The sequence below is a fragment of the Herpetosiphon sp. genome (genome assembly GCF_003512625.1).
Taxonomy (GTDB): domain Bacteria; phylum Chloroflexota; class Chloroflexia; order Chloroflexales; family Herpetosiphonaceae; genus Herpetosiphon; species Herpetosiphon aurantiacus.
This window is the reverse complement of record NZ_DOPT01000081.1, coordinates 144,740-166,217: the sequence shown is the minus strand read 5'-3', so window position 1 is coordinate 166,217 and position 21,478 is coordinate 144,740. Positions and strand designations below refer to the sequence as shown.

The following is a 21,478-nucleotide window of genomic DNA, read 5'->3' as shown; positions in this document are numbered from 1 at the left end:
CTGCACGAACGGTGGGCCACGACGGTGACGCGGGGTGGTCGGCTCGGGACGGCCATCCCCTAACACTGATGAATACCCATTCCCCAACCTGTCCGCCCTTAAACGCCGCGGTGGGAGAGGGGTTGGGGTGAGGGAATGCTTATTGTTTCTCAGCTCGTTTGGCGGCTTCCCAGAGCGTGTCGGCTTCGCTTAGGCTGAGTTGACTAAGTTGGCGGCCTTGGGCTTGGGCGGCCTGCTCCACCGCCACGAAACGGCGGCGGAATTTGGTGATCGTGCCGCGTAAGGCGCTTTCTGAATCAATTTTGAGCCAACGAGCAAGATTGGTTAGGGCAAAAAGCACATCACCAAACTCAGCGGCTTGTTCTTCAGGGCTAGTGGCGGCTTGCAATTCAGCAATTTCTTCATGGACTTTGGCCCAAACTCCGCTAACATCGGGCCAGTCGAAGCCAACTTTGGCGGCTTTTTTGCCAATGAGTTGGGCGGTTGCCAGCGGCGGCAGGGTTTTGGCAATCCCATCGAGCGCACTCTCACGTTGGCTGCCTTTTTCCTGATGCTCGGTTGCCTTAATCGCATCCCAGTTGCGTAATACTTCGTCGGCATCGCTAACCTCGGTTGTGCCAAAAATATGCGGATGGCGGCGAATGAGCTTGCTGTTAATCGCTGTATAGACCTGATCAAGGTTGAAGCGGCCTGCTTGGCGACCAAACTCGGCATGAAAGACAATTTGCAATAATAAATCGCCCAATTCTTCTTTGAGATTAGGCCAATCTTCGGCATCAAGGGCTTCGAGCGTTTCATGGGTTTCTTCGAGCAAAAATTCACGTAAACTCGCATGCGTTTGTTTGCGATCCCATGGGCAGCCGTGTGGCCCCGCCAAACGCGCCATAATCCATTCTAAAGTGCTTGGGCTTGCCACATCGGTTTCGATGCTGAGTGCTGGCAGATACCAAGCTTGAGCACTACTAGCAGTGGCGAGGGTTTGTTGGCTCAGGCCAGTTTCATTTAAGTTATGCACAGGATGTTCGGCAGGGTAGCGCCGCAATAAACTGGCTCGAACCGTTGCTAGCTTGCTTACATCGATTTCAGTAATGATCAGGGCTTGAGTGGCTTGAAACGGTAGTGGGCTGACGAAGCTTGGGTATTCGGCAATATTTTGTAATTCGCACCAAGCCCGATCAGCGCCCTCGGCAGGAGCCGGAATTGGGGCTAGTAATTTATGAGCGGGCACAACTTGAAAGCCTTGGCTCAAATCAAGTGGCAATTGCGTAAGAAGTTGGCTTAACATCATTGCTCCTTAAATAAAGAGCGACAGGATGAGCGATGCATCCTGTCGTAACGCCCATTGGCATTGCTCTGATTATTGATCTTGGAAAACGGTGACTGATTCAGGGAAGGGCACTTCCTCGGCGCGCACGTAATTTTTGATCAAATCATTTTTGCGATATTCTTCGACTTTGCTTTGGATATAGGCATTGCCTTCGGGTGAGTCCATTAATTCTTGGAATGTGCCAAAGCTAATCGCATTGCGGCTTTCGGTAATTTTGATGATGTGATAGCCGAATTGCGTTTTCACTGGTTCGCTCAATTGACCAATTTCGAGCGTATTCAGCGCCGCCGCAAATTCGGGCACAAAGCCGGCATATTGCTCTTGGGTGTACCAGCCAAGGTCGCCGCCGTTGCTGCCGCTGCCAGGGTCTGCCGAGTATTGTTGGGCGAGGATTGAGAAATCTTCGCCCGTTTTTAGTTGAGCTAGCACCTGGTTGGCTTGCTCAAGTGCCACACTTTCGCTGACCGTATCGCTTGAAAGCAAAATATGGAACAGGTGGAATTGGGGGGTTGCGCTGGGGACTTCGAGCTTTTGGGCATAGCTTTCGTAGGTCAAAATTTGGGCCACATAGGCTCGCATACTTTCAACCGTACCAAAGCGATTTTCTTTGGCAAAAGCTTCGTAATCGGCATAGGTTGGTTTTTCCTTGCCAACTGCCTGATCGATCATCATAGTAGTTTGTTCAGCTGAAACGCTATCGATGCCCGCCCCAAGCTTGGCGCTTTCTTCTAAAATCACTTTTTGTAAAATCATTTGATCTAAAAGTTGTTGGCGGGTGGTATTGGCATCAAGGCCACTGGCATTTTGGTTGATAATATTGGAATTTAAATCCAAAAAGGTGGTAAATTCTGCTTCGGTGATCGAGGAATTACCAACCTCAACCAAGACTTTGGATTGGCTGGTAGTAATTTCACTACCACAGCCTGCTAGGATTGCGATTACCAAACAGAGCAGCAACCACTGGGCGTGTCGTCGCATGAGCGAAAGTCCTCCACATTCTTGAAATGCTAAATTATATATCTCATTGATACCGCAGCCATGGCCGCTTGTCAAACGCCAAGCGAGACAGTCGTAGTTCGACTGCCTCGCCTAAGCTGGTTAAGTAGGTTGATTTAGACGTATTCTGGTTGACCTGGTACTGGGAAGGCCGCGCACAATTCACGAACTTCGCCAGCAATTTTGGCTTGCAGGCTCTTGTTGCCCAATTCACGCACGATTTGGCCGACCCAAACCGCAATTTGGCGCATTTCGTTTGGCCCAAAGCCGCGAGTCGTCGCAGCAGGCGTACCAAAGCGCAAGCCGCTGGCTGTCATTGGTGGCTTGGGATCGAAGGGAATGGCGTTTTTGTTGACGGTGATACCAGCGTGGTCAAGGGCTTTTTCTGCGTCTTTGCCTGTGGCATTCACTGGAGTCAAATCGACCAGCAATAGGTGATTATCGGTGCCGCCGCTGACGATTCGCAAGCCTTCGTTGGTCAAGGCTTCGGCCAAAACCTTGGCATTTTCGACGACCCGTCGCATATAGTCGCGATATTCGGGTTGCAAGGCTTCGCCAAATGCCACGGCCTTCGCCGCGATTACATGCATCAATGGCCCACCTTGCACGCCTGGAAATACGGTTTTATCGATATTTTTGCCATGCTCAGCACTGCACATAATCATGCCGCCACGCGGGCCGCGCAGGGTTTTGTGGGTGGTGGTGGTGACATATTGAGCTACGCCGATCGGCGATGGGTGTAAACCTGCGGCGACAAGGCCTGCAATGTGGGCAATATCGGCCATCAAAATCGCCCCAACATTATCGGCGATCGTGCGCAGCAAATCGAAATTGATGTTGCGAGGATAGGCACTGGCTCCACAGATAATCATCTTAGGCTGGGTTTTGTGGGCAATCTCGGCAACTTCTTCATAATCGATCTGTTCGGTTTCGCGATCAACGCCATAGCCGTGGATCTCATACGATTTGCCCGAGAAGTTGAGTGGATGGCCATGGGTTAAGTGGCCGCCATGCGCCAAACTCATGCCCAAGACGCGATCGCCATGCTCAAGCGTGGCCAGTTGCACCGCCATATTGGCTTGCGCTCCCGAGTGGGGTTGCACGTTGACATGTTCAGCACCAAAGAGTTGCTTGGCGCGTTTGATCGCCAAATCTTCGGCGACATCAACAAACTCGCAGCCGCCATAGTAGCGTTTGCGCGGATAACCCTCAGCATATTTATTGGTCAACACCGAACCTTGGGCAGCTAATACAGCACTGCTGACATAGTTTTCAGAGGCGATCAACTCAATCCCATGGCGTTGGCGTTCAGCTTCAGAGTCGATAGCTTGCGCCAAATCGGGATCTTGTTGGCGCAATACATCCATTAACGACATGCGTACACTCCTTGTCTACGTGGAAACATCCTTGCAGCCGGTTGGGCGTGGTGCGACGATGCGAAATTGACCCGCTCCCTATGATACACGGTTTGGGCCTTGTGTGTTGCGAGCTTGAATCAAATCGGCGACGGTGCTGCGTAGGGTTTGCATCTCGAAGGGCTTGCCGAGCACGCTATCAACACCTCGCGCCGCAGCGTAATCAGCATCATGTTGGTAGCCCCAGCCAGTAATTAAAATCGCGATGATATTTGGGCGGCGTTGTCGCGCTTGTTCAAGCACATCCCAGCCGTTCATCCCAGGCATTCCCAAATCGGAAATAATTAGATCAAAGGCTTGTTCGTCGATCCAGCGCAAAGCTTCTTCACCAGAGCCAGCCAAGGTCACTTCATGCTGATCGTGGCGCAATACTTTGGCCACGATATTGCGTACTGCTGGCTCATCATCAACCACCAAAATACGCTGGGCCGCAGTTTTGGGCACAATCGCAACGGGGCGGGGTTTTGGTTGGGGTGCATGATGAATTGGCAGTAACACCACGAAGCGAGCGCCATGCGGATACACATCTTCAGTCAATAATTTGCCACGATGGCGTTGCACAATGCTTAATGCCACTGCCAAGCCCATGCCTGTGCCCTCGCCAATTGGCTTGGTCGAGAAAAATGGCTCGAAAATACGGGTGCGATCTTCGGGGGCGATGCCTGGGCCGTTATCAGCAATCGTAAAGTACGACCACTCGCCAGTTGTGCCAGTGCTGATCGTAATTGTGCCGCCTTGGGGCAAGACATCAATTGCATTGACCACTAAATTAACGCAGACTTCGCGTAATTCGGCGGCGCTACCCTGAACATGGGCGGCAGCCAAATGGGTGCTAATATCGAGCTTAATCCCACGTTGCTGGGTTTTATCACGCCACGAAGGGCGGGTAAATTCGAGCGCAATATTAACCACATCACGCAAATCAACAATATCGTCGTAGATTGTTTCGGAGGCCCGCGCAAACTCTTGAATCCGGCGCACCGTGACCGCCCCATCTTTGGCGGCACGTTCGATTACTTGCAGGGCATCGCGACGATCGGCATCATCTTCGTGAATCAGCAAAAATTGGGCATTACCTAAAATTGAAGCTAAGAGATTGTTGAAATCGTGGGCAACGCCACTGGCAAGTTGACCCAAAGCCCGCAGCTTTTCCGAATTGATCAAGGTTTCGCGAGTGTTTTCTAGCTCGTCAAGCACGCTGCGCAACTGGTAATACGATTGCTCGGCATCGGTGCGTAGCAAATGCTCTTGCTCATAACGCCGGGCTGTATGAATTGCTTGAGAAATTTGTTGGGCAATCGAGGCCGCTAGATGACTTTCCTCAGGATTCCAAACCCGCACATTGCCACGGCTGTACATTTGCAACCAACCACTAAACCGCCCATCAACCATCAGTGGTTGAGCAAAGAGTGATGACAAACCCTCGGCGCTAGCTGGATCGCCGCCAATCAGCGAAACACGCCGAATATCGCTAATATACAAGGGTGTTGGTGGCTTGAAGCGCGAAATCCAATAATTCACTGTATCGGTGTTCATCTCCAGCGAATCGAGATAGCGCTCGGAAAAACCTGCGTGGGCCACGACTTGCATGGCGCTGCCATCGTTGTGCCACATCAGCACCGCAGCGGCGGCAACTTTAAACACATCGATTACTTTTTCGACCACATTGCCACATAAAGCATGTAAATTGAGTTCGCCGCTGATCGCTCGAATAATTTCTTGTAAGGCTTCTAATTCGCGGCGGCGTTGGCGTTCGGCCTCGTAGAGCTGCATTTGGCGCAAAGCTAAGGCCAATTGATCGGCTACATCGTTGATTAAGCGCAAATCGTCAAGCGTCCAGAGGAAGGGGCGCTGCACTTTGTAGACGCAAACAAAGCCCAGCCATTGGCCGTTGGCGACCAAGGGAACCCAAGCCAAGGCATGAATATTCAAGGCCAGCAGCCGTTCGCGCAATTCAGGGTCATTGCTATCGTGATATTCGTCGATCGTCAGCGAGCGCTTTTGCTGAAAAGCTTGCAGCATTTCGCTATGCAACAAAGCCTCGGCAGCCGTCAGATGATCGGGTAGCAGCAAGGTAGTGTAGGTTCCATGGAAGCGCAAGCGTTGCTCTTGCTCATACAAAGCCACGGTGCAGAAATCGGCCCGTAAACCCAAACCGAGGGTTGCTAATACATCCTGCCAGACCTCGCGCAAATTCATGGTTTGGCGAATATGGCTGACGATGCGGGCAAACAGCACATTGCGTTCATTGGCCACATACATCGAGCGAAACAGCCGATTATGCTCTAAAATGTAGCCTAAGCGTGCGCCAAACTCTTGCAAGGCCAGCAAATCATTAGCTTCAAACGGTGTGGCAGGAATTAAGTGTAACAAACCAAGATTGGCTTGATTGCCCGGTACATGAATATCGATGCCATGCTGCCCTGCTAGCAACATTTTGGCCGAGTTATGGCTTGATTGCTGGCCGATTTGCTCGTAATAGCTGGGGCTAAGCGGCTGAATTCCACGCTGAGTTGGCACATGGGCTGCATTGATATGGGTTAATAAGCCCAAACCTTGTTCATCGTATAAATACAATGCAGCGCCTTGCAACGGCAAAAAACGCCAAATTAATTCAATAATCTGTTGTGGCTCAGCTAATACATCAAGATGTTTCAAAATATGCAGATTGATTTTTTCGATGATTTGGGTGCATTGATCTTCGCGATAATGTTGACGATGGCTAGGAAGTGTGCCCAAGGCTAGCGCCAATTGCTGGGCGATCATCTCGATAATTGGCTGTAAAAGGCTTAGTTTATGCTCAGGCTGTGGGCTTTGAATATCGATTAATCCCAGTAATTGAGCATTGCGCAGAATTGGCACGCTGAGTTGGCACATTCCATCAGGGGTTGGCGCAGGAGTGATTATGCTGCGTTGCTGTTGCCAAACCGCCGACCAAGCCGCTCCAGCGCTGTAGACCAAACGTGGTGCTTGCTGATAGCTTGGGTCTTCTAAAGGGCCAAGGGCGCTGGCAACTGCCACAAAACTATCGTGTTGAATGAGGGCGATGGTGACCCGCGGCGTTTGCAAATAGTGGCTGATCAGTGCGCAAATGCGTTGAATCAACAATTCGGCATTGTGTAGGCAAAAATGTTCTTGAGCGGTTTTTGTTAACAACTCAAGTTGCTCATGCCAAATGGTTGACACCGCGCGATCACCATCGTACATAGCGGCTATCCTTTCGTCGAAGGTCTTACCATTGCGGTTTGCGCTTGTTTAAAAATGCAGCTAGGCCAGTTTGGCCCTCGGCGCTGGTACGAGCTTGGGCGATCGCCTCAATGGCGTAGCGTTTGGCGGCGCTGCGCTCCATTTCCCAGATCGCTTGAACTAACTTTTTGGCTTGAGCCATGGCTTGCGGGCCGCCGCTGAGCATCCGTTCTACCAAATAGCCAACCGTTTGATCAAGCTCATCTTCGCTGGTAATTGCGTGGATCAGGCCAATTTCGAAGGCGCGTTCGGCACTGAAACGCTCGCCTGAAATGAACAAGGCGCGGCTCTGGCTGACTCCAATTTTGGGCACGACATATTGGGCAATTACTGCTGGAATCAAGCCTAATTTGACTTCGGTAAAGCCAAATTTTGCTTGCTCGACCGCTACCGCTAAATCGCAACAAGCCACCAAGCCAGCGCCACCGCCGAGGGCTGCACCATTGATCCGCCCGATGACTGGTTGCGGCATGCTATTGAGCAAATCGAACATGGCATCAAGATTTTCAGCATCGGCAATATTTTGCTCTGCCGTGTAACTGGCGCTGGCTTGCATCCAGCTTAAATCGCCACCGGCTGAGAACGAAGGCCCGTTGCCCGTTAAAATGACCACCCGCGTCGAGCTATCGGTAGCGATCGCAGTCAGCGCTTGGCGTAATTCGCCAATCAGTTCGGGATTAAAGGCATTGTGCAATTCTGGCCGATTAAGACTAACCGTGGTAACGGCGGCCTGCTGGCTGATGCTGATCAGTTGATATGACACAAAACTACTCCGACTGGCCCAACCGCGTTGTTGGGCCAGATTGACATTGGCCTAGGGATAAGCCATGCGTAAATTATCAAATTCGGTTAAGGTATCACCATTATCAAAGGTGCTTGCGCCGAAGCCCACCGCGCCGTTGGCATAGGTATCATCGTTGTAGGTGGCAACTTTTTCACCATTCAAATAGAAGGTAAAGTTCGAGCCAACCGCCACCACGCGCAGCCGATTGGTTGCGCCAATCCCATCATTGGCAACTGAGCTGAATTTCCAATCGACGAGGTTAGTCCATTCTTCGGTTTGTTTGTCGTAGCGACGGAAGGCAATATTGCCTTGACCATCGATTTGGTAGACATACAAACTGCCTGAAGCAGCGCCATCGATTTGCTCACGTAGCACAAGGCCGGCTGCATTGGTTGGGTCGCCGCTGACCATTTTTACATCAATTTGGGCATCAACATCGCTATATGTTTCGTTGGTCGATGTCCAGATGATGCGTTCATTGACATACACATGAATTTGGTAGGCATCTTCGACATAGGCATATTTGCCCGATTTGCTGGCAGTTTCTTGATCGGGCCAAGCTTCATCGGTGGTCGAAAAATCGTCTTCCAAGAAGGCTAAGCCACCAGTGCTCGGCTCTTCAGTTGGTGGAATTGGCTCCTCGGTTGCTTCTGCCGCTGGGGTGCGGGTTGGGCGTGCAGTGGCGGTGGCGACGCTGGTCGCATTGCCTGCGACGACTTTATTATTTGGATCGTCATTATCGCCATCCATCAAAAAGGCTACGCCTGCCCCGATCAGCACCAGAATCCCCACGACAATCCCGATTACAATTCCGGTGTTATTGCTGCGTTTGGTCGGTACGCTGGCATTGGGATAGGCCGCGCCATAATTTGGTTGTTGATAGTTGGCGGGCGTGTACGGTTGCTGATTGCCATAATTTTGTTGCGGTGGTGGTGGGTAGCTACCAGCTTGACCATGATTTTGTTGTGGTGGCGGTGGATAACTACCGCCTTGACCGTAATTTTGTTGCGGTGGTGGTGGGTAGCTGCCAGCTTGACCATAATTTTGCTGTGGTGGATAGCTACCGCCTTGACCATAATTTTGTTGTGGTGGCGGTGGATAGCTACCAGCTTGACCATAATTTTGTTCTGGTGGTGGAAAACTGCCGCCCTGACCATCGTAGCGCGGCAAGGCTTGAGTTGGCCCTTCGGCAGCCGTTGGCGCAGCGTTGAGCCGGGTTCCACACTCAGAACAAAACGGATTTACATCATCTACACTTGCCCGACAATTAGGACATTCACGAAGCGCCATACGGTTTACCTCCTAAGTTAGGCCGAGGGTACTAATTCAACGGTTTCGAGGGCATGGCTAATGGTTGCGACTACCCGTTGTTCAACGGCATTGCGAGCTTGCCCGATTGCATTTTGAATTGCTAACGCATCAGATTTGCCATGAGCAACAATCGCAATTCCATTAACGCCCAATAATGGTGCGCCGCCATGGCTGCGATAATCCATGCGTTTGCGTAAGGCCAAAAGTGGTGCAACGGCCATACTCGCAGGCAATGTCAAGCCAGTTAGACCAGCGATTAATGCTCGCCAACGACCTTTGCCTGGCAGAGTCAATGCTACTAAGGCTGGCAGCAAGCCTAGGACCAGATTTTTGCGCCATTCGGCTTTGATGTTATTGCTGGCGGCGGTGGTGATCATTTTAAAGACCCCTTCGCCGAATTTGAGCACCAAATTACCAACAAAACCATCGGCCACCACCACATCGGCGCTGCCATTGATTAACATATCTTTGGGTTCGACGTTACCAATAAAGGTCAAATCGCTGCGTTGCTGTAACAGTACATGGGTGTCTTGTACCAGTTTATCACCCTTATTGGCCTCTTCGCCATTCGCCAAAAGGCCGATTCGTGGCATGGCAATATTGACGATTTTTTGAGCATATACATTGCCCATTTGGGCAAATTGCACCAAATATTCAGGCTTACAATCGGTGGTTGCGCCCGAATCGAGCAATAAAGCATGGCCATGGACAGTTGGAAAATGAGTGACCAAACAAGGTCGTTCAATCCCACGAATGCGTCCAAGAATGAACAACGCTCCAGCCATGGTTGCGCCGCTATGGCCAGCCGAAACAAACGCATCGGCTTCGCCATCGCGCACCAAACGCAGGCCGATCGCAACTGAAGAGTTGCGTTTGCGGCGAATCGCTTGGGCCGGATGCTCGGTCATTTCGATCATTTCAGGTGCATTAACCACTGGTAAATCGAGGTTGCTGGTATCGTGTTTGGCGAGTTCAGCCCGAATTGAAGCCTCATCGCCAACGAGAATAATTTGGTCGCCCCAAGTGCGGGCAGCGGCAATTGCGCCTGCTACTGTCGCTTGAGGGGCGTGGTCGCCACCGCTGGCATCCAAAACAATACGCACAGATAATCCTCCAAACAAAACAGTTGACCTCATCGGGCATCATAAATCGAGTGATGAGGTCAAGCTGCTACTGGTATCTTAATGGGTTTTTGGTTGAACTGCAATACGCTAATTACGGCCTAGGAGCGTAGTTCTAGGCGCTGGGGTTCGATGTATCGTCGATTGGCATGCCCTCATCCCTGACCTTTCAAGGGTAGGTTTTCAACAACCATTGGGTAGGATGCACCGTCGCTGTTCATGCCCTCACCCCCTAGCCCCCTCTCCCGCCCGCGAGGCGAGGGGGAAACCCTTGATCATAGTCACTGGAACGCCCCTCGCCCGCCGCAGTGGGAGAGGGGTTGGGGGTGAGGGATCTTAAAGCCTATCCTTGTAAGCATCCCCTGACCCCCTCTCCCGCCGAGCGAGGGGGAAGCATCCCAGCACGACGTTTGGAATGCCCCACTCCTGCCGCAGTGAGAGCGGGGTTGAGCGTAGTTCTAGGCGCTGGGGCGACGTTTGGGCCGACGAGCCAAGAGCCAGATCGAACCCATGGTTACGCCAATCACCAACAGTGTGCCGATGCGCAAGGGGCCACGACGCAAATTGGCAGTCGCTTCTTCTTCGGATGAGCGATTGCCTTTGGCCGCATCGTATTGCTGGCGACGCACCGTGTGCAAGGTCGCAGTTTCGCAATCGTATGGCTCGGCGCGATAGGTCAAATCGATGTTGTTGGAAAGTGGTGGCAGATCAGGGCTATAACCAAAGGTTGGATCAAACAGCATCTCTTCAGGTGAAATTTCAGCATACAACCGCGTCAAGAAGGCATATTTGCTGGTCAATTCCTTCAGCAGGCTATCTTGAGGGTTGAGAAATTTGCTTTGTTGGGCGTACTCGGTCAAAAAGCCTTTGCCCGCTACGCTTGCCAACACGCCGCTGCGCAATTCTTTATAATTATTCGAGCCATCGTAGGCCGTCAGCGCCAAATCGTTTTCGCGCATGGTAAAGCGTTCAGTATTGGTTGGAATTGCCTGAGCTTCACCAAAAATCCAGACCGTAATTGGAGTTTTGGGTTCGCTGCTCAAGGCTGCTAAGCGCAACGGCAGCATTGGGGTTGTGCCCGTGAAGCTGATCGCGACCGGTTGAATATCGTTGGTATCAGCGCCAGGCTTAAGTTTCATGGCGATCAACGGCATGCCAGCTTCGGTATAGGGTTTTAGGGCAGCTTCTAAACCAGCTGGAGTTTGATAGCCGTTGGTTTTGAGCCATGTTTCAAGCGCCGCTGGATCACGATCCTCAATTACGCTGTAGTCGTAGGGGCCGACTTGACCTTGTTGCAACACATTTGGTGCTTGACCAGCGCCATCGGGTGCTGCTCCAACGATCGCCGGAAAACATTCAGGTGGCGAAGGGAAGGTCACCCGTGGATCGGTCAGAGTATGTAATTCAGCAAACGTGCTAGCTTCAATCACATCGACCTTGGGATTACTGGGCACTGGCAAGATCCAAGCAAACTCAGCGGGATCGCCAACATAGTTAATTTGAATATAGGCGGTGGTTTGGTTGGCTTGGCCATCGACAGCAAAAATCACGTTGAGGCCAGCTTGGCGAATCTGATCGTCGGCGGGAATCAACGCTCCACAAGCGGCAGCAATTGAGGGCAAAGTAAAGCTTAAAATGCTACACAGCGCAAAGACTGTGGCGAAACGGCGCATGGAAATCCTCCTTGAAATGTATGCAAGCTCAATCATAACACGCCGCGTTGCATGCTGTTATTCCTTCCAAGGCCTGATCCTTGTGATGGACATTGTTGTTAATATTGCTGCATTGTGGCGAATGCCATGGCTGATTAATCGATGAGTGCAACTGTGATTTGCCAAAGGAGTGTGTCATGGAAATTCGTGCTTTAGTTGCTGATGAGCGCTTGCTCGACCAAGCCGCTGAGCTGTTGGTGCTAGCCTTTGCTGAGCATTGGCCCGAAGCTTGGCCGACTCTTGACGATGCGCGTGAAGAAATGCAAGAGGCGCTATTGCCCGAACGAGTTGGTTTTATGGCACTGATCGAGGGTCAAGTGGTTGGTTGGATTGGCGGCCAACCAAATTACGATGGCAATGTCTGGGAATTGCACCCCTTGGCAGTTCACCCCGATTACCAAGGCCATGGCATTGGTCGCGCTTTGGTTCAAGCCTTAGAGGCTGAATGTAGTGCCCGTGGTGGCCTGACCTTGATGTTGGGCACTGATGATGAAGCCTTTTTGACCTCAGCCAGCGGCATCGATGTTTTCCCCAACCCGCTGCAACACCTCGCCACAATTCAGAATCGCCGCCGCCACCCCTTTGAATTTTACCAACACTGTGGATTTAGCATCGTTGGCATGATTCCCGATGCCAATGGTTTGGGCAAGCCCGATATTCTGATGGCCAAGCGTTTGGTTGCTTGGCCAAGCCATTTTCCAACAGGAGGCTTAGAGTGAATTATTGGTATGGTAACGCCGTCGAGGACGATATTCCAGTTTTAGCGCCATTGTTGGGCCAAGCTTTGCATTTCAATATGACCCGTGAAGCGTTGGTCGAGTGGATGCAGAAGCGTGGGGTTGGCTTATATCGGGCCTTTAAAGTTGATGGGACAATCGCCGCAGGCTTGGGGATTTTGCCGATGGGTCAGTGGTTTGGTGGCAAAGCCCAGCCAACCGCTGGGATTACGGTGGTTGGGGTTGGCCCCGAATGGCGTGGGCGCAAAGTTGGCGGCCTGATGATGGAAGCCATGTTGCGTGAGCAATACGAGCAAGATGTGGCGATTTCAACGCTCTATCCAGCTACAACTCAATTTTATCGCACGCTTGGCTACGAGCGGGCTGGCAGTCGCATCTTGTATCAATTGAACCCTAGTTTGATCAAGCCCAAGCGTGATCATGGTGTGACACTGCGGCAAGTGCTCGAAACTGATTATGCGCCGTTTGCCGCGATTTACGATCCTTGGGCGGCGAGCCAAGCTGGGGTACTCGAACGCTCGCAATTGATGTGGGAACGGGTGATGGTTTCGCCTCGCGCTGAACGTTTGCGCTACATTTTGAGCGACCAAGCTGGCCAAGCGGTGGGCTATGTGGTCTATGAGCAGGCTGGTCAGTTCGAAGATGTAAAAGTGATCGATTGGGTGGCAACCACGGGCGCGGCCTTAGATGCACTGCTGGATTTTTGGGCTGGTCATCGCTCATTAGTTAGCAAAATTGTCTTGCCTGGTGCGCCGATCGACCCATTGCTGTTTCGCTATCATGAACAAGGTATTGAATATAACTGGCATTTAGATTGGATGCTGCGGATTATCAATGCGCCGCTTGCCATCCAACGCCGTGGTTTCCCGCGCTGGCTGAATTGCGAAATTGCCCTCGATTTAATTGACCCACGCTTGGATTGGAACCATGGCCGTTGGGTGTTGCAACTCCGTGATGGGGTTGGCAGATTAGAGCGTGGCGGCAATGGCGCAGTTTCGCTGCATGTACGTGATCTGGCAGCCTTGTATAGTGGCTACCTTGCGCCGCACGATTTGCGTTTGGCTGGCAGTTTGCAGGCCGATGCTGAGCAATTAGGCCTGTTGGCGGCAATTTTTGCTAGCCCACGCCCATGGATGAGCGATATGTTCTAAAAAACAGCAAGGCCACTGGAAACTCCAGTGGCCTTGCTGCTGTGGTATGTGTGCTAAGGAGTGATAGCGCTGAACTTATTGCATTGGCTCAAATACAAATGATTGACAATCGTTGTTGGTTGGATTGACTTGCTGCAATTGCACGCCGCTGGCTGCATCGCACCATGGAATATCAACCGCTAACCCACTGTGGCGAGCTGTAATGGTTGAATAGCCATTGCCAAGATTATTGATGCGCCATTGTTGGTTGGCACCGCCGACCCATTCCCATTGATGGATTTTGGCTCCATCGCTGGTCGAGGCGGCACTTACATCCATTACCTTGCCGGTGGCGCGTGAGACGAAGCGCACAAAACCATTGTCGGTCGAAATCAATTGCCATTGTTGATTGTAGCCGTTGTGGCAATCCCATTGCAGAATGACCGTGCCATTAGCGGGGTTGCCACCCTCGGCAACATCGATACACTTGTTGGTTGCTCGGTTGCGCACCCGATAGTAGGTTGCGCCAGGTGCTTGCTTCAACAAGAACTTATTGTTGGCCGAGTTCCATTTGGTTGCCAAGTAGCTGCCTGCTGGCGGATTGGTGTGGAAATAATCGTCGTGGTTACAATCGAAGCGGCCATATTGGCTGGCACCACAGCGATTTTGCATTGGTGGCGTGCCTGGGCCGTCAACGTAGCACATAATATCTTCATCATCGATACAGTGACCATAGGCGGTGCTATTGGGAGCCGAGCGTTGGACTGCACCCATCGTGTGCATATGTTCGTGAGCAGCGGTTGCGCCGTTCCAGCAGCCGTTATCCATACGTGCAAAGCCAGGGCCGAAGTTATTGGCGTTATTTTGGTCGGGGCGATCATCGAGCATGTAGAAGGCTACGCCACACAAAATGTTGTTATCGACGAAGGTCAAATATTTGCGGTCGGCGCGATTGTGGCCGAGGGCTTTCAAAGCATTGGCAGTTTTGTCGATTGAATCGTCGCCATCGGCTGGCACGACCACATTCATCACGTAAATTTCACAATTGTTGGTGACGAAGTTGACCGCGCGGAAGCCGCCAGTTTCTTGGGCACTAGTTTGATAGATCCGATCCATATCCGATGACCATTGGCGAATCGAACCAACAAATTGGTTGAAACGATCAGGTCGGTCGGAAGCCCGCACATACATCACTTGGGTGCGGTTACCAGCGTGGCCATCGCCGTTACAGACGATCATTGGGTTGATTGCGGCCTTTTCGAGCGGCAAGGTTTCGTCTTTAACCGATTTGCCTTTGGCGATTGGGTCGGGGCCGTGGCTACAGAAGATTTGGTCGCCAACTTTAACTTCATACATGCCAGCACACGGACCAGTTTTCGCTGGAGTCAAGCCATCGTAGATCATGCCGCGTTCGGGGTCGTTGACGGGCAGGGTATCGTCAGCCTGTTCAACCGCGCCGTCTTTGCGCGATTGAGCTTGGGTTGAGGGAAGAGAACTACCAAAAAGAACAAGTAACGCAAAAATCCACATAAACCGTGAGGGTTTCATACAATTCCTCCATGAACTGTAACTACAAGTCTGGCTAATCTTCGATAATCTCGCCGCTGAGATTCCTAGGTTTTGCGCTTGGCCTCCTTGCTGAAACTTATTCCAGTGAATAAATTAATATTCCTAACTATTACGCCATAGCCCGCAGCAAAAGTCAATATTTCCTTAATAACATGACTAGAATAAGTCATAGCGCCATGATTAGGCTAAACTTGTAGCACTATGGGTAGCGGAGATCGGTTGTTGGCCTGAAATGTAACCGCGAAGAGCGCGAAGAACGCCCAGTTTAGATTGTTCCAATGCCTGAATTGCCGATAGATGTATAAGAACCATCGTATTGACCTTCGAGTTCTTCGTGGTGGAAAACTTAAAAATGCAGGTAAGCTGCCACAAACTTGCTGCTTTTTTGCAACACCAGCCACCCACCACCTGCTAGACTGAGGGCGATTCATTGAGTGGATTGAGTATTACCATGTATCTCGCACCGCAAACTATCAAACGAACCAATCACTTACTCACGAATCAAAATTTGCTTGGTTGGCTATTACGAAGCTGCATGCATTGGTATGTGCCAGCAAGCCTTGCATTGATTTGGCTTTTATCGCCCCGCTGGGTGATTGGTAGTCCGCTTCAGTCAATCATTAATCAATCAATTCAGCCATTTAATCGAAATGGTGTGGGGTTTGCTGATATTCCACTGCTACGCTATGTCCTGATCCTGACATTTGCGATTGGCATTCTTAGTTGGTGTGGTGGATTGTTTGAACGCTCAAGGCTGCTTGGTGGGATATTCATCATACTACTTGGAATTAGCTGGTTTATTGCTGAGATAATCATCATTAATGGATCTGCTCCATTAATCTGGTCAGTTAGCTTTGGCGAACTTGAACGCTATCGGCTTTTTAGCGAACACATAATCCTGACGGGAATCGTAGCACTAGCCCTCATGATTCCAATTGTGCTAAGTCAATGGTTTGTCCGTCGTCCTATCTTCCTTTGGGTTTTTGACTATGGGGCATTATGGATAACCTTGATGGCTCTATGTATGATCAAGTATGGAGCCATAAGTTCTATGTTTTATTGAGAAAGATCATCATGTATCTCGCACCGCAGGCGACATTTCGACCTCATCAACGCTGGCATTGGCTAATTCTTGGGTGGTTTATTCCAGCACTGATTGCCTTGCCATGGTTGGCTGGCCCATTGTGGATGACTCCTAGCCGAAGTGTTGCCCTTAATCGGCTCTTTGAGTTACCAAGTTTCCATACTCAAGATTTTGCGCCGCTGCGTATCGTGTTTTTGATTTTTATGGGATTCAATGCATTGCTCTATCTTCGGTTCATCAAGCCGTCGTCAAAGGGTATGGTCGGGTTACTCATTGGGATTGGAATTACCTACATTGTGTATCAAGGGTGTATGCTTGTCCGAGCAAACTATCAATTCTGGGCTATCTCGATCAATGATCTTGATAAATATAGCATTCGGGTAGGCCATCTCCTTGCAGGGATAGGAATTGGATGCGTGTTAACCTCTGTCCGTTTAACCGTGACAGGCTTTAGTTGGAAACAAATTCCGAGTATTATCCTTGGATGGATAGCGAGTACCGTTTGTGGTATAACCCTTTATACGCTTATGTTTGGCGTGATTATCCAAGGCTTTTAAGATTGTTTAGCTGGCCTAAACTCCATATACTTCACCCCAAACCTCGTCAATGCAAGCAGCTTTGACGAGGTTTGGCTTTTTAATAAGCATAATTTGTACTTAACCTGCTCCAAACTTGCTACTTTTTTGCAACACTAGCCACCCACCACCTGCTAGACTGAGGGCGATTCATAGAGTAGGAGGATTACCATGTATCTCGCGCCTGCTGCCGATACCCCAAGCACACTGTCGTGGTGGCAACGTTTCATTCTCGGCTGGTATTTGCCCGCGAGCTTTGCATTGATCTGGCTGAGTGGGCCATTGTGGCGTGGCAAAAAATCAACAAATGAGTGGCTTTACGCCGTTTCCAATCGCCAAATTTCTATTAGTGGGCGTTATGATCTTTTGCACCAACTCTTTTTTGCTGGACTATTCATCTATCTTGGCTACTTGCTCCTGCATCGGCCCCAAAAGCATGCACTCCTGTTTAGTTTGACCGTAGCAAGCTTGATTGGTGGTTATCTTGCGCATAAAGCCTTGATAGGCAGCCCACTTCGGGTTGGCATGATTATTTGGGAACTCGATTTTGATGAATTGGGTGCGTATAATGTGCGTTTTGGCTATGTTCTAGCAAGTAGTGTGGTTAGTTGTAGCGTAGTTGCTTTTCAAAGCTATCTTTATCCAGCTTTGGCAAGCAATTGGCTAAATGTAACCCTTACATGGTTTCGGGTTTTGATTACCTTGATTGCATTCTATAGCATCTATGCAGGCTCTTATTATGTCTGATGGCTATGGCAAGCTGACGCAGAGGGATTTGAGGGGTCAGGATTCAGGGATCAGAGGTCAGGGGCCAGCTTGAAAATATCATCTTTCTGACCTCTGATCCCTGAATCCCTTCGTGTTCTTCGTGGATCAAAACGGTGTTAGCGTTCAATTCGGGGCAGATAGGCGCGGAAGAGGTCTGGGCCAGCCACAATCGGGCCGCGCTCGTTGCCGTTGGCATCGCGGAACCAAACGTAGACCCGCCGCGCGGTGATTGGATTCCACTGCCATTGACGTTCGATGCTGAACTGCTCCCATTGCTTGAAGCTAGGGCTGGGGTAGGCACTCAAGGCCATTGCCAACGGTTGATTAGCATCGGTTGCCGAAAGCACCAAGGTTGCACCCAAATCATTAATATCGCGAATATTGACGCTGGCTTGGGGCGGATGATCGATGCTGATTGTTTGGCTGAGCGTGGTGGTATTGCCCATGCGATCAGTTAGCCGCACGCTGATGGTGTAGCTACCTTCAACGTTAGGTAACGTCCAGCGATAGGCGCGATAATAGGTCATCGGTGCAGCGTAAATGCCGTTGATGCCAAGCTGAGCTTTGATTACGCCACCACCATTATCGAGCGCTGGAGTTAAGATCAGTAGATCGTGTTGATCGGTGCTGGTGCTGCTGGCCGCGAGGGCTTGTTCGCTGGTGGCCAGCCGATAAATTTCATCAGCAGCTAATTGGCGTTTGTAGCTCAGCAATTCGTCAATTGCCACATTGCTGATGCCAGCGCCAATTGTCCAGCGGCCTACATTTAAATCTTCGCCAACTTCGCTGGGCAAGCTGACTTTGCTCGCCTCATTGACCAACATCCCATTGATCAACAAACGCTTATTGCCAGTCGTTTGATCCCAACTAATTGCGAAGTGATGCCAACCTGCGTTGAGTGTATCGGGCACGCTCAAACTATGCTCTTGACCTGCTTGATCGACCGTCCAAAATGTCCAGATCGCTTGCTCAGTTTGTTCGTGGCGTAGCGCCAAGGTGTTGCGATAGATTTTATCGGGATCAACTGGGTTTTGCGAGGCGGCCAGCAAATAATGGCGGCCTGTACGTGAGCTAGGCCATGTTTTGGGTACATTCACCCATAATGCCAACGTACCTTGATTGAGGGTAAGCGTTGGGCTAGCTGGATAGGTCAATGCGCCATCGCCCACCTTGACTGCCTGACCAAACTTACCACTGCTATAGCTAAGTTGATCGCTAGCGGCCATTGGGCCAACCGCTGGTAAGGGGTTGTTTTCGAAATGAGCGACCAAGGCCAAATCTTCAGCTGGATTAATCGTCAACAAGGCGCTGGGTGGCGTGGTATCGGTCGGGGCTGGGCCATCAGGTCGGCTCCAAGGCACGCTATCATTCCAAAGCCAAACACTGGCTTCGCATTTGACATAATTGGTGCATGGATCAGCGCCAGGGCCATACCAACCATAGGGATCAACTTGATTGCCATTGTGTCGAACTTCGAAATGCAAGTGAGGAGCGCCCGTGGTAAAACCGGTTGCCCCACTCCAGCCGAGCAATTCGCCGCGCTCGACCCAACGTGGTTTAGCGGCATCGATAAAGCCCTTGAAGCTTGGGGCAAAATCATCAAGATGCCAATAGACCGTTTCATAGCCAGCGGCCTCGCCAGCATGTTGAATCAGCACGCCCAAGCCGCGGGTTGTGCGAGCATAGGCCCAGCCAGGCGCGGCGGCTACAATCGGCGTACCATAGGGCAAATCAGGAAAATAATAATCATGGCCATCGTGGCTATTGTAGGAAAGCCCACTTTTGCCTTGATAATTGATCATCACGTCGTTGCCATCGCCGCCGCTATCGACCATGGGATAGGTATGATCAAAATGTGATGAATGCACCATACGAGCACCCTGCTCCCATGGAATGCTCAAAAAGCCTGTGCTAACTGGCGGCGTGCTGGGAGCGACAACTGGCTCGTTTTGAAATAGATCGTGGTAAACCTTGCTATAGCGGGCGACTAATTGCTGCCATGTCGCTTGATCGCGCTCGAACGCTAAAAAACGCTTAACCGTCAGCGCATGCGGATCATCATTGGGATTGAGTTTTTGTTGCGTGCCATCGCTGAAATTCAGTACCAACGCACTATCATAGGGGCCAAGCCCAACCCGAATCTCCTTCGCGGCCCAATCGATTTGGCTCAAAAAGCCTTTGGGGCCAGCTAAAAATGGCTGTTCGGTGGCGGTGGTTGGCAAGGTTGGGTTGCTAATCAGTTGCGAGGTGGTTTCCAACAAGGCCAATACAATTCGCGCCTCGATATTGTAATAGGCCGCCATGCCCTCGATGATCTGGCTGGCTGGCTGACCATCGATATCAAGCTTGGCAAGGCTGCTGTTTTGGCGTTGCAAAAAGCCTTGCACCCCACCATCAAGCGATGATAGCCCATGCGTGGGCTGTTGGCTGGGTTGCGGTTGTTGCGGGCTGGCGTGCACCACGAAGGGCAGCGTTGCGCCGCCAAGCATCATTATTAATAAGCCAAGGATCAAAGAACGCTGCATAGTTAATTCCAAAACTCTCATCTACATCGTTTGCCAGCCGTATGGTAGCATGCCCCCCAAGCAGCGTCAATTAAAATTAGCTGATACATTGGTCCTGTTATTCGGTTTGGTCCAGCCCACCATGTGGTTTTGGTGGGCTGGCCTGCTGCTTAAACCGCTGGCTTTTGATGCCAAGCACAGCTACAGGTTGGGGTAGTTTTTTCGCCAATTGGTGGCAACACATGGTAGAACATGGCGACCATCATCGGCAAAAACACCACGATGTTGTAGAACAGGTGTAGCTCCATGCGGGCATAGAACAGTTGCAAAATGCTGGTGCGGGTTGGTGAGCCAAAGAAGGTTGTGCCTAGCAAGGCCTGCAACAGCAATAGGAAATGTTCAAAGTGATGCCAAACTTGCAATCCTAAGGCGATATTCCACCAAATGCGTGAGCGCCCTTGGAAGGCTGGCCGCAGCACAATCAAGCCCACCAGCATCACAATCGCATAGCTGTAATGCAGCCATTCCGAGCTAATTAGCCATGGAAAGAACATTCCAAGTACGCCATTGGCTTCGGAAAGCTTCCAATTCAGCGAATAGACTTGGAAGGCTTGGCTGAGATGTTCGGCCCAGTGAGCGGCCACAATCACCAAAAAAGCGTAGCTAGCGCGTTTATGCCAACGTCCGTTGAGCAATTCCATCAGGCGGCTGAAACTGAAATTCCCGCGATTGCTGGTCATGGTTGTTGGTTGATGCATGCGATCTTCCTCCTTTTATTGATAATATCGTTGCAGTGCCGCGCGTAAGGCTGCTGGAAATGGCTCAGGCTGGAGTTCATTGCCTGCCCGTCGCATACAGGCAATGCCCTGTTCACCTTGCGCCACCAGCGTGCGGCTATCAGCGTTTTGGCGAAAATAACGAAAGCTCATCAAGGCACGATTTTGCAGTAGCTCCTTGAGTCGCATTTCGATCACCACATCATCAAAGGCAAACAGCTCAGAGTGATATTCGCAACTGACCGAAGTCGTAACTAGGGCTAAATCATGGGCAAGGGCTTGTACAAGTTCAGGCGTATGATCGCGCAGAAACATTTCGCGACAACGCCCTTGCCATAACACATAGTTGGCGTAATAAACATTACCAACCAAATTGGTTTCTTCAAATCCAACGATATGCCGGTATTCATAGGCCTCGTGCAT

General features: G+C 50.9%; 17 protein-coding genes. 5 read left to right on the top strand and 12 right to left on the bottom strand.

From position 1 onward, the window contains the following. Nucleotides 1–139: 139 nt before the first annotated feature. The 8 genes from mazG to DEF47_RS17935 form a co-directional block, all read right to left on the bottom strand. The gene (gene mazG / locus DEF47_RS17970) at nucleotides 140–1,285 is read right to left on the bottom strand and encodes a nucleoside triphosphate pyrophosphohydrolase (RefSeq protein WP_012188405.1); all 1,146 of its coding nucleotides are present in this window, start codon (nucleotides 1,283–1,285) and stop codon (nucleotides 140–142) included. A gap of 72 nt (nucleotides 1,286–1,357) precedes the next feature. Further along, nucleotides 1,358–2,305 carry a peptidylprolyl isomerase gene (locus tag DEF47_RS17965; RefSeq protein WP_012188406.1) on the bottom strand — a complete coding sequence of 316 codons (948 nt, stop codon included), beginning with the start codon at nucleotides 2,303–2,305 and terminating at the stop codon, nucleotides 1,358–1,360. A gap of 134 nt (nucleotides 2,306–2,439) precedes the next feature. Beyond that, nucleotides 2,440–3,690, bottom strand: coding sequence for a serine hydroxymethyltransferase (glyA, locus tag DEF47_RS17960; RefSeq protein ID WP_353845090.1), 1,251 nt, complete (start codon nucleotides 3,688–3,690; stop codon nucleotides 2,440–2,442). Between the two features lie 87 nt (nucleotides 3,691–3,777). Continuing rightward, nucleotides 3,778–6,945 (bottom strand): GAF domain-containing protein, encoded by a 3,168-nt coding sequence (locus tag DEF47_RS17955; protein ID WP_012188408.1) that lies wholly within the window; start codon nucleotides 6,943–6,945, stop codon nucleotides 3,778–3,780. 25 nt (nucleotides 6,946–6,970) lie between these two features. Continuing rightward, nucleotides 6,971–7,747 (bottom strand): enoyl-CoA hydratase-related protein, encoded by a 777-nt coding sequence (locus tag DEF47_RS17950; protein ID WP_012188409.1) that lies wholly within the window; start codon nucleotides 7,745–7,747, stop codon nucleotides 6,971–6,973. A 51-nt stretch (nucleotides 7,748–7,798) separates the two neighbouring features. Next, on the bottom strand, nucleotides 7,799–9,058 hold the full coding sequence (locus DEF47_RS17945) for a 3-keto-alpha-glucoside-1,2-lyase-like domain-containing protein (protein ID WP_012188410.1): 1,260 nt from the start codon (nucleotides 9,056–9,058) through the stop codon (nucleotides 7,799–7,801). Between the two features lie 17 nt (nucleotides 9,059–9,075). Beyond that, nucleotides 9,076–10,182, bottom strand: coding sequence for a phosphate acyltransferase PlsX (gene plsX / locus DEF47_RS17940; protein WP_012188411.1), 1,107 nt, complete (start codon nucleotides 10,180–10,182; stop codon nucleotides 9,076–9,078). Nucleotides 10,183–10,658: 476 nt separating this feature from the next. Continuing rightward, nucleotides 10,659–11,873 carry a DUF2330 domain-containing protein gene (locus tag DEF47_RS17935; protein ID WP_012188412.1) on the bottom strand — a complete coding sequence of 405 codons (1,215 nt, stop codon included), beginning with the start codon at nucleotides 11,871–11,873 and terminating at the stop codon, nucleotides 10,659–10,661. Nucleotides 11,874–12,049: 176 nt separating this feature from the next. On the opposite strand from DEF47_RS17935, the gene DEF47_RS17930 reads away from it, so the two are divergent. Together DEF47_RS17930 and DEF47_RS17925 are read left to right on the top strand one after the other, a co-directional pair. After that, the gene (locus tag DEF47_RS17930; RefSeq protein ID WP_012188413.1) at nucleotides 12,050–12,631 is read left to right on the top strand and encodes a GNAT family N-acetyltransferase; all 582 of its coding nucleotides are present in this window, start codon (nucleotides 12,050–12,052) and stop codon (nucleotides 12,629–12,631) included. Further along, nucleotides 12,628–13,800 (top strand): GNAT family N-acetyltransferase, encoded by a 1,173-nt coding sequence (locus DEF47_RS17925; protein WP_012188414.1) that lies wholly within the window; start codon nucleotides 12,628–12,630, stop codon nucleotides 13,798–13,800. The genes DEF47_RS17930 and DEF47_RS17925 overlap by 4 nt, the downstream gene beginning before the upstream one ends. 75 nt (nucleotides 13,801–13,875) lie before the next feature. Here DEF47_RS17925 and DEF47_RS17920 read toward each other — a convergent pair whose 3' ends face one another. Further along, a complete protein-coding gene (locus DEF47_RS17920) occupies nucleotides 13,876–15,327 on the bottom strand; it encodes an RICIN domain-containing protein (protein WP_012188415.1) in 1,452 nt (483 codons plus the stop codon). Between the two features lie 472 nt (nucleotides 15,328–15,799). Here DEF47_RS17920 and DEF47_RS17915 point away from each other — a divergent pair, with 472 nt between their 5' ends. The 3 genes from DEF47_RS17915 (at nucleotide 15,800) to DEF47_RS17905 (ending at nucleotide 17,754) form a co-directional block, all read left to right on the top strand. Further along, nucleotides 15,800–16,411, top strand: coding sequence for a hypothetical protein (locus DEF47_RS17915; RefSeq protein WP_041304032.1), 612 nt, complete (start codon nucleotides 15,800–15,802; stop codon nucleotides 16,409–16,411). After that, complete coding sequence (locus DEF47_RS17910) at nucleotides 16,348–16,989, top strand: hypothetical protein (RefSeq protein ID WP_287045267.1); 642 nt, start codon at nucleotides 16,348–16,350, stop codon at nucleotides 16,987–16,989. Before DEF47_RS17915 ends, DEF47_RS17910 begins: the two co-directional genes overlap by 64 nt. A gap of 189 nt (nucleotides 16,990–17,178) precedes the next feature. Further along, entirely contained in the window at nucleotides 17,179–17,754 is a 576-nt protein-coding gene (locus DEF47_RS17905) for a hypothetical protein (RefSeq protein ID WP_012188418.1), read from the top strand. A 137-nt stretch (nucleotides 17,755–17,891) separates the two neighbouring features. On the opposite strand, the gene DEF47_RS17900 is transcribed toward DEF47_RS17905, so the two are convergent. The 3 genes from DEF47_RS17900 to DEF47_RS17890 form a co-directional block, all read right to left on the bottom strand. Then, entirely contained in the window at nucleotides 17,892–20,300 is a 2,409-nt protein-coding gene (locus DEF47_RS17900) for a LasA N-terminal domain-containing protein (RefSeq protein WP_287045265.1), read from the bottom strand. Nucleotides 20,301–20,449: 149 nt separating this feature from the next. Continuing rightward, the gene (locus tag DEF47_RS17895; protein WP_012188420.1) at nucleotides 20,450–21,037 is read right to left on the bottom strand and encodes a hypothetical protein; all 588 of its coding nucleotides are present in this window, start codon (nucleotides 21,035–21,037) and stop codon (nucleotides 20,450–20,452) included. A 15-nt stretch (nucleotides 21,038–21,052) separates the two neighbouring features. Beyond that, a complete protein-coding gene (locus tag DEF47_RS17890) occupies nucleotides 21,053–21,478 on the bottom strand; it encodes an acyl-CoA thioesterase (protein WP_012188421.1) in 426 nt (141 codons plus the stop codon).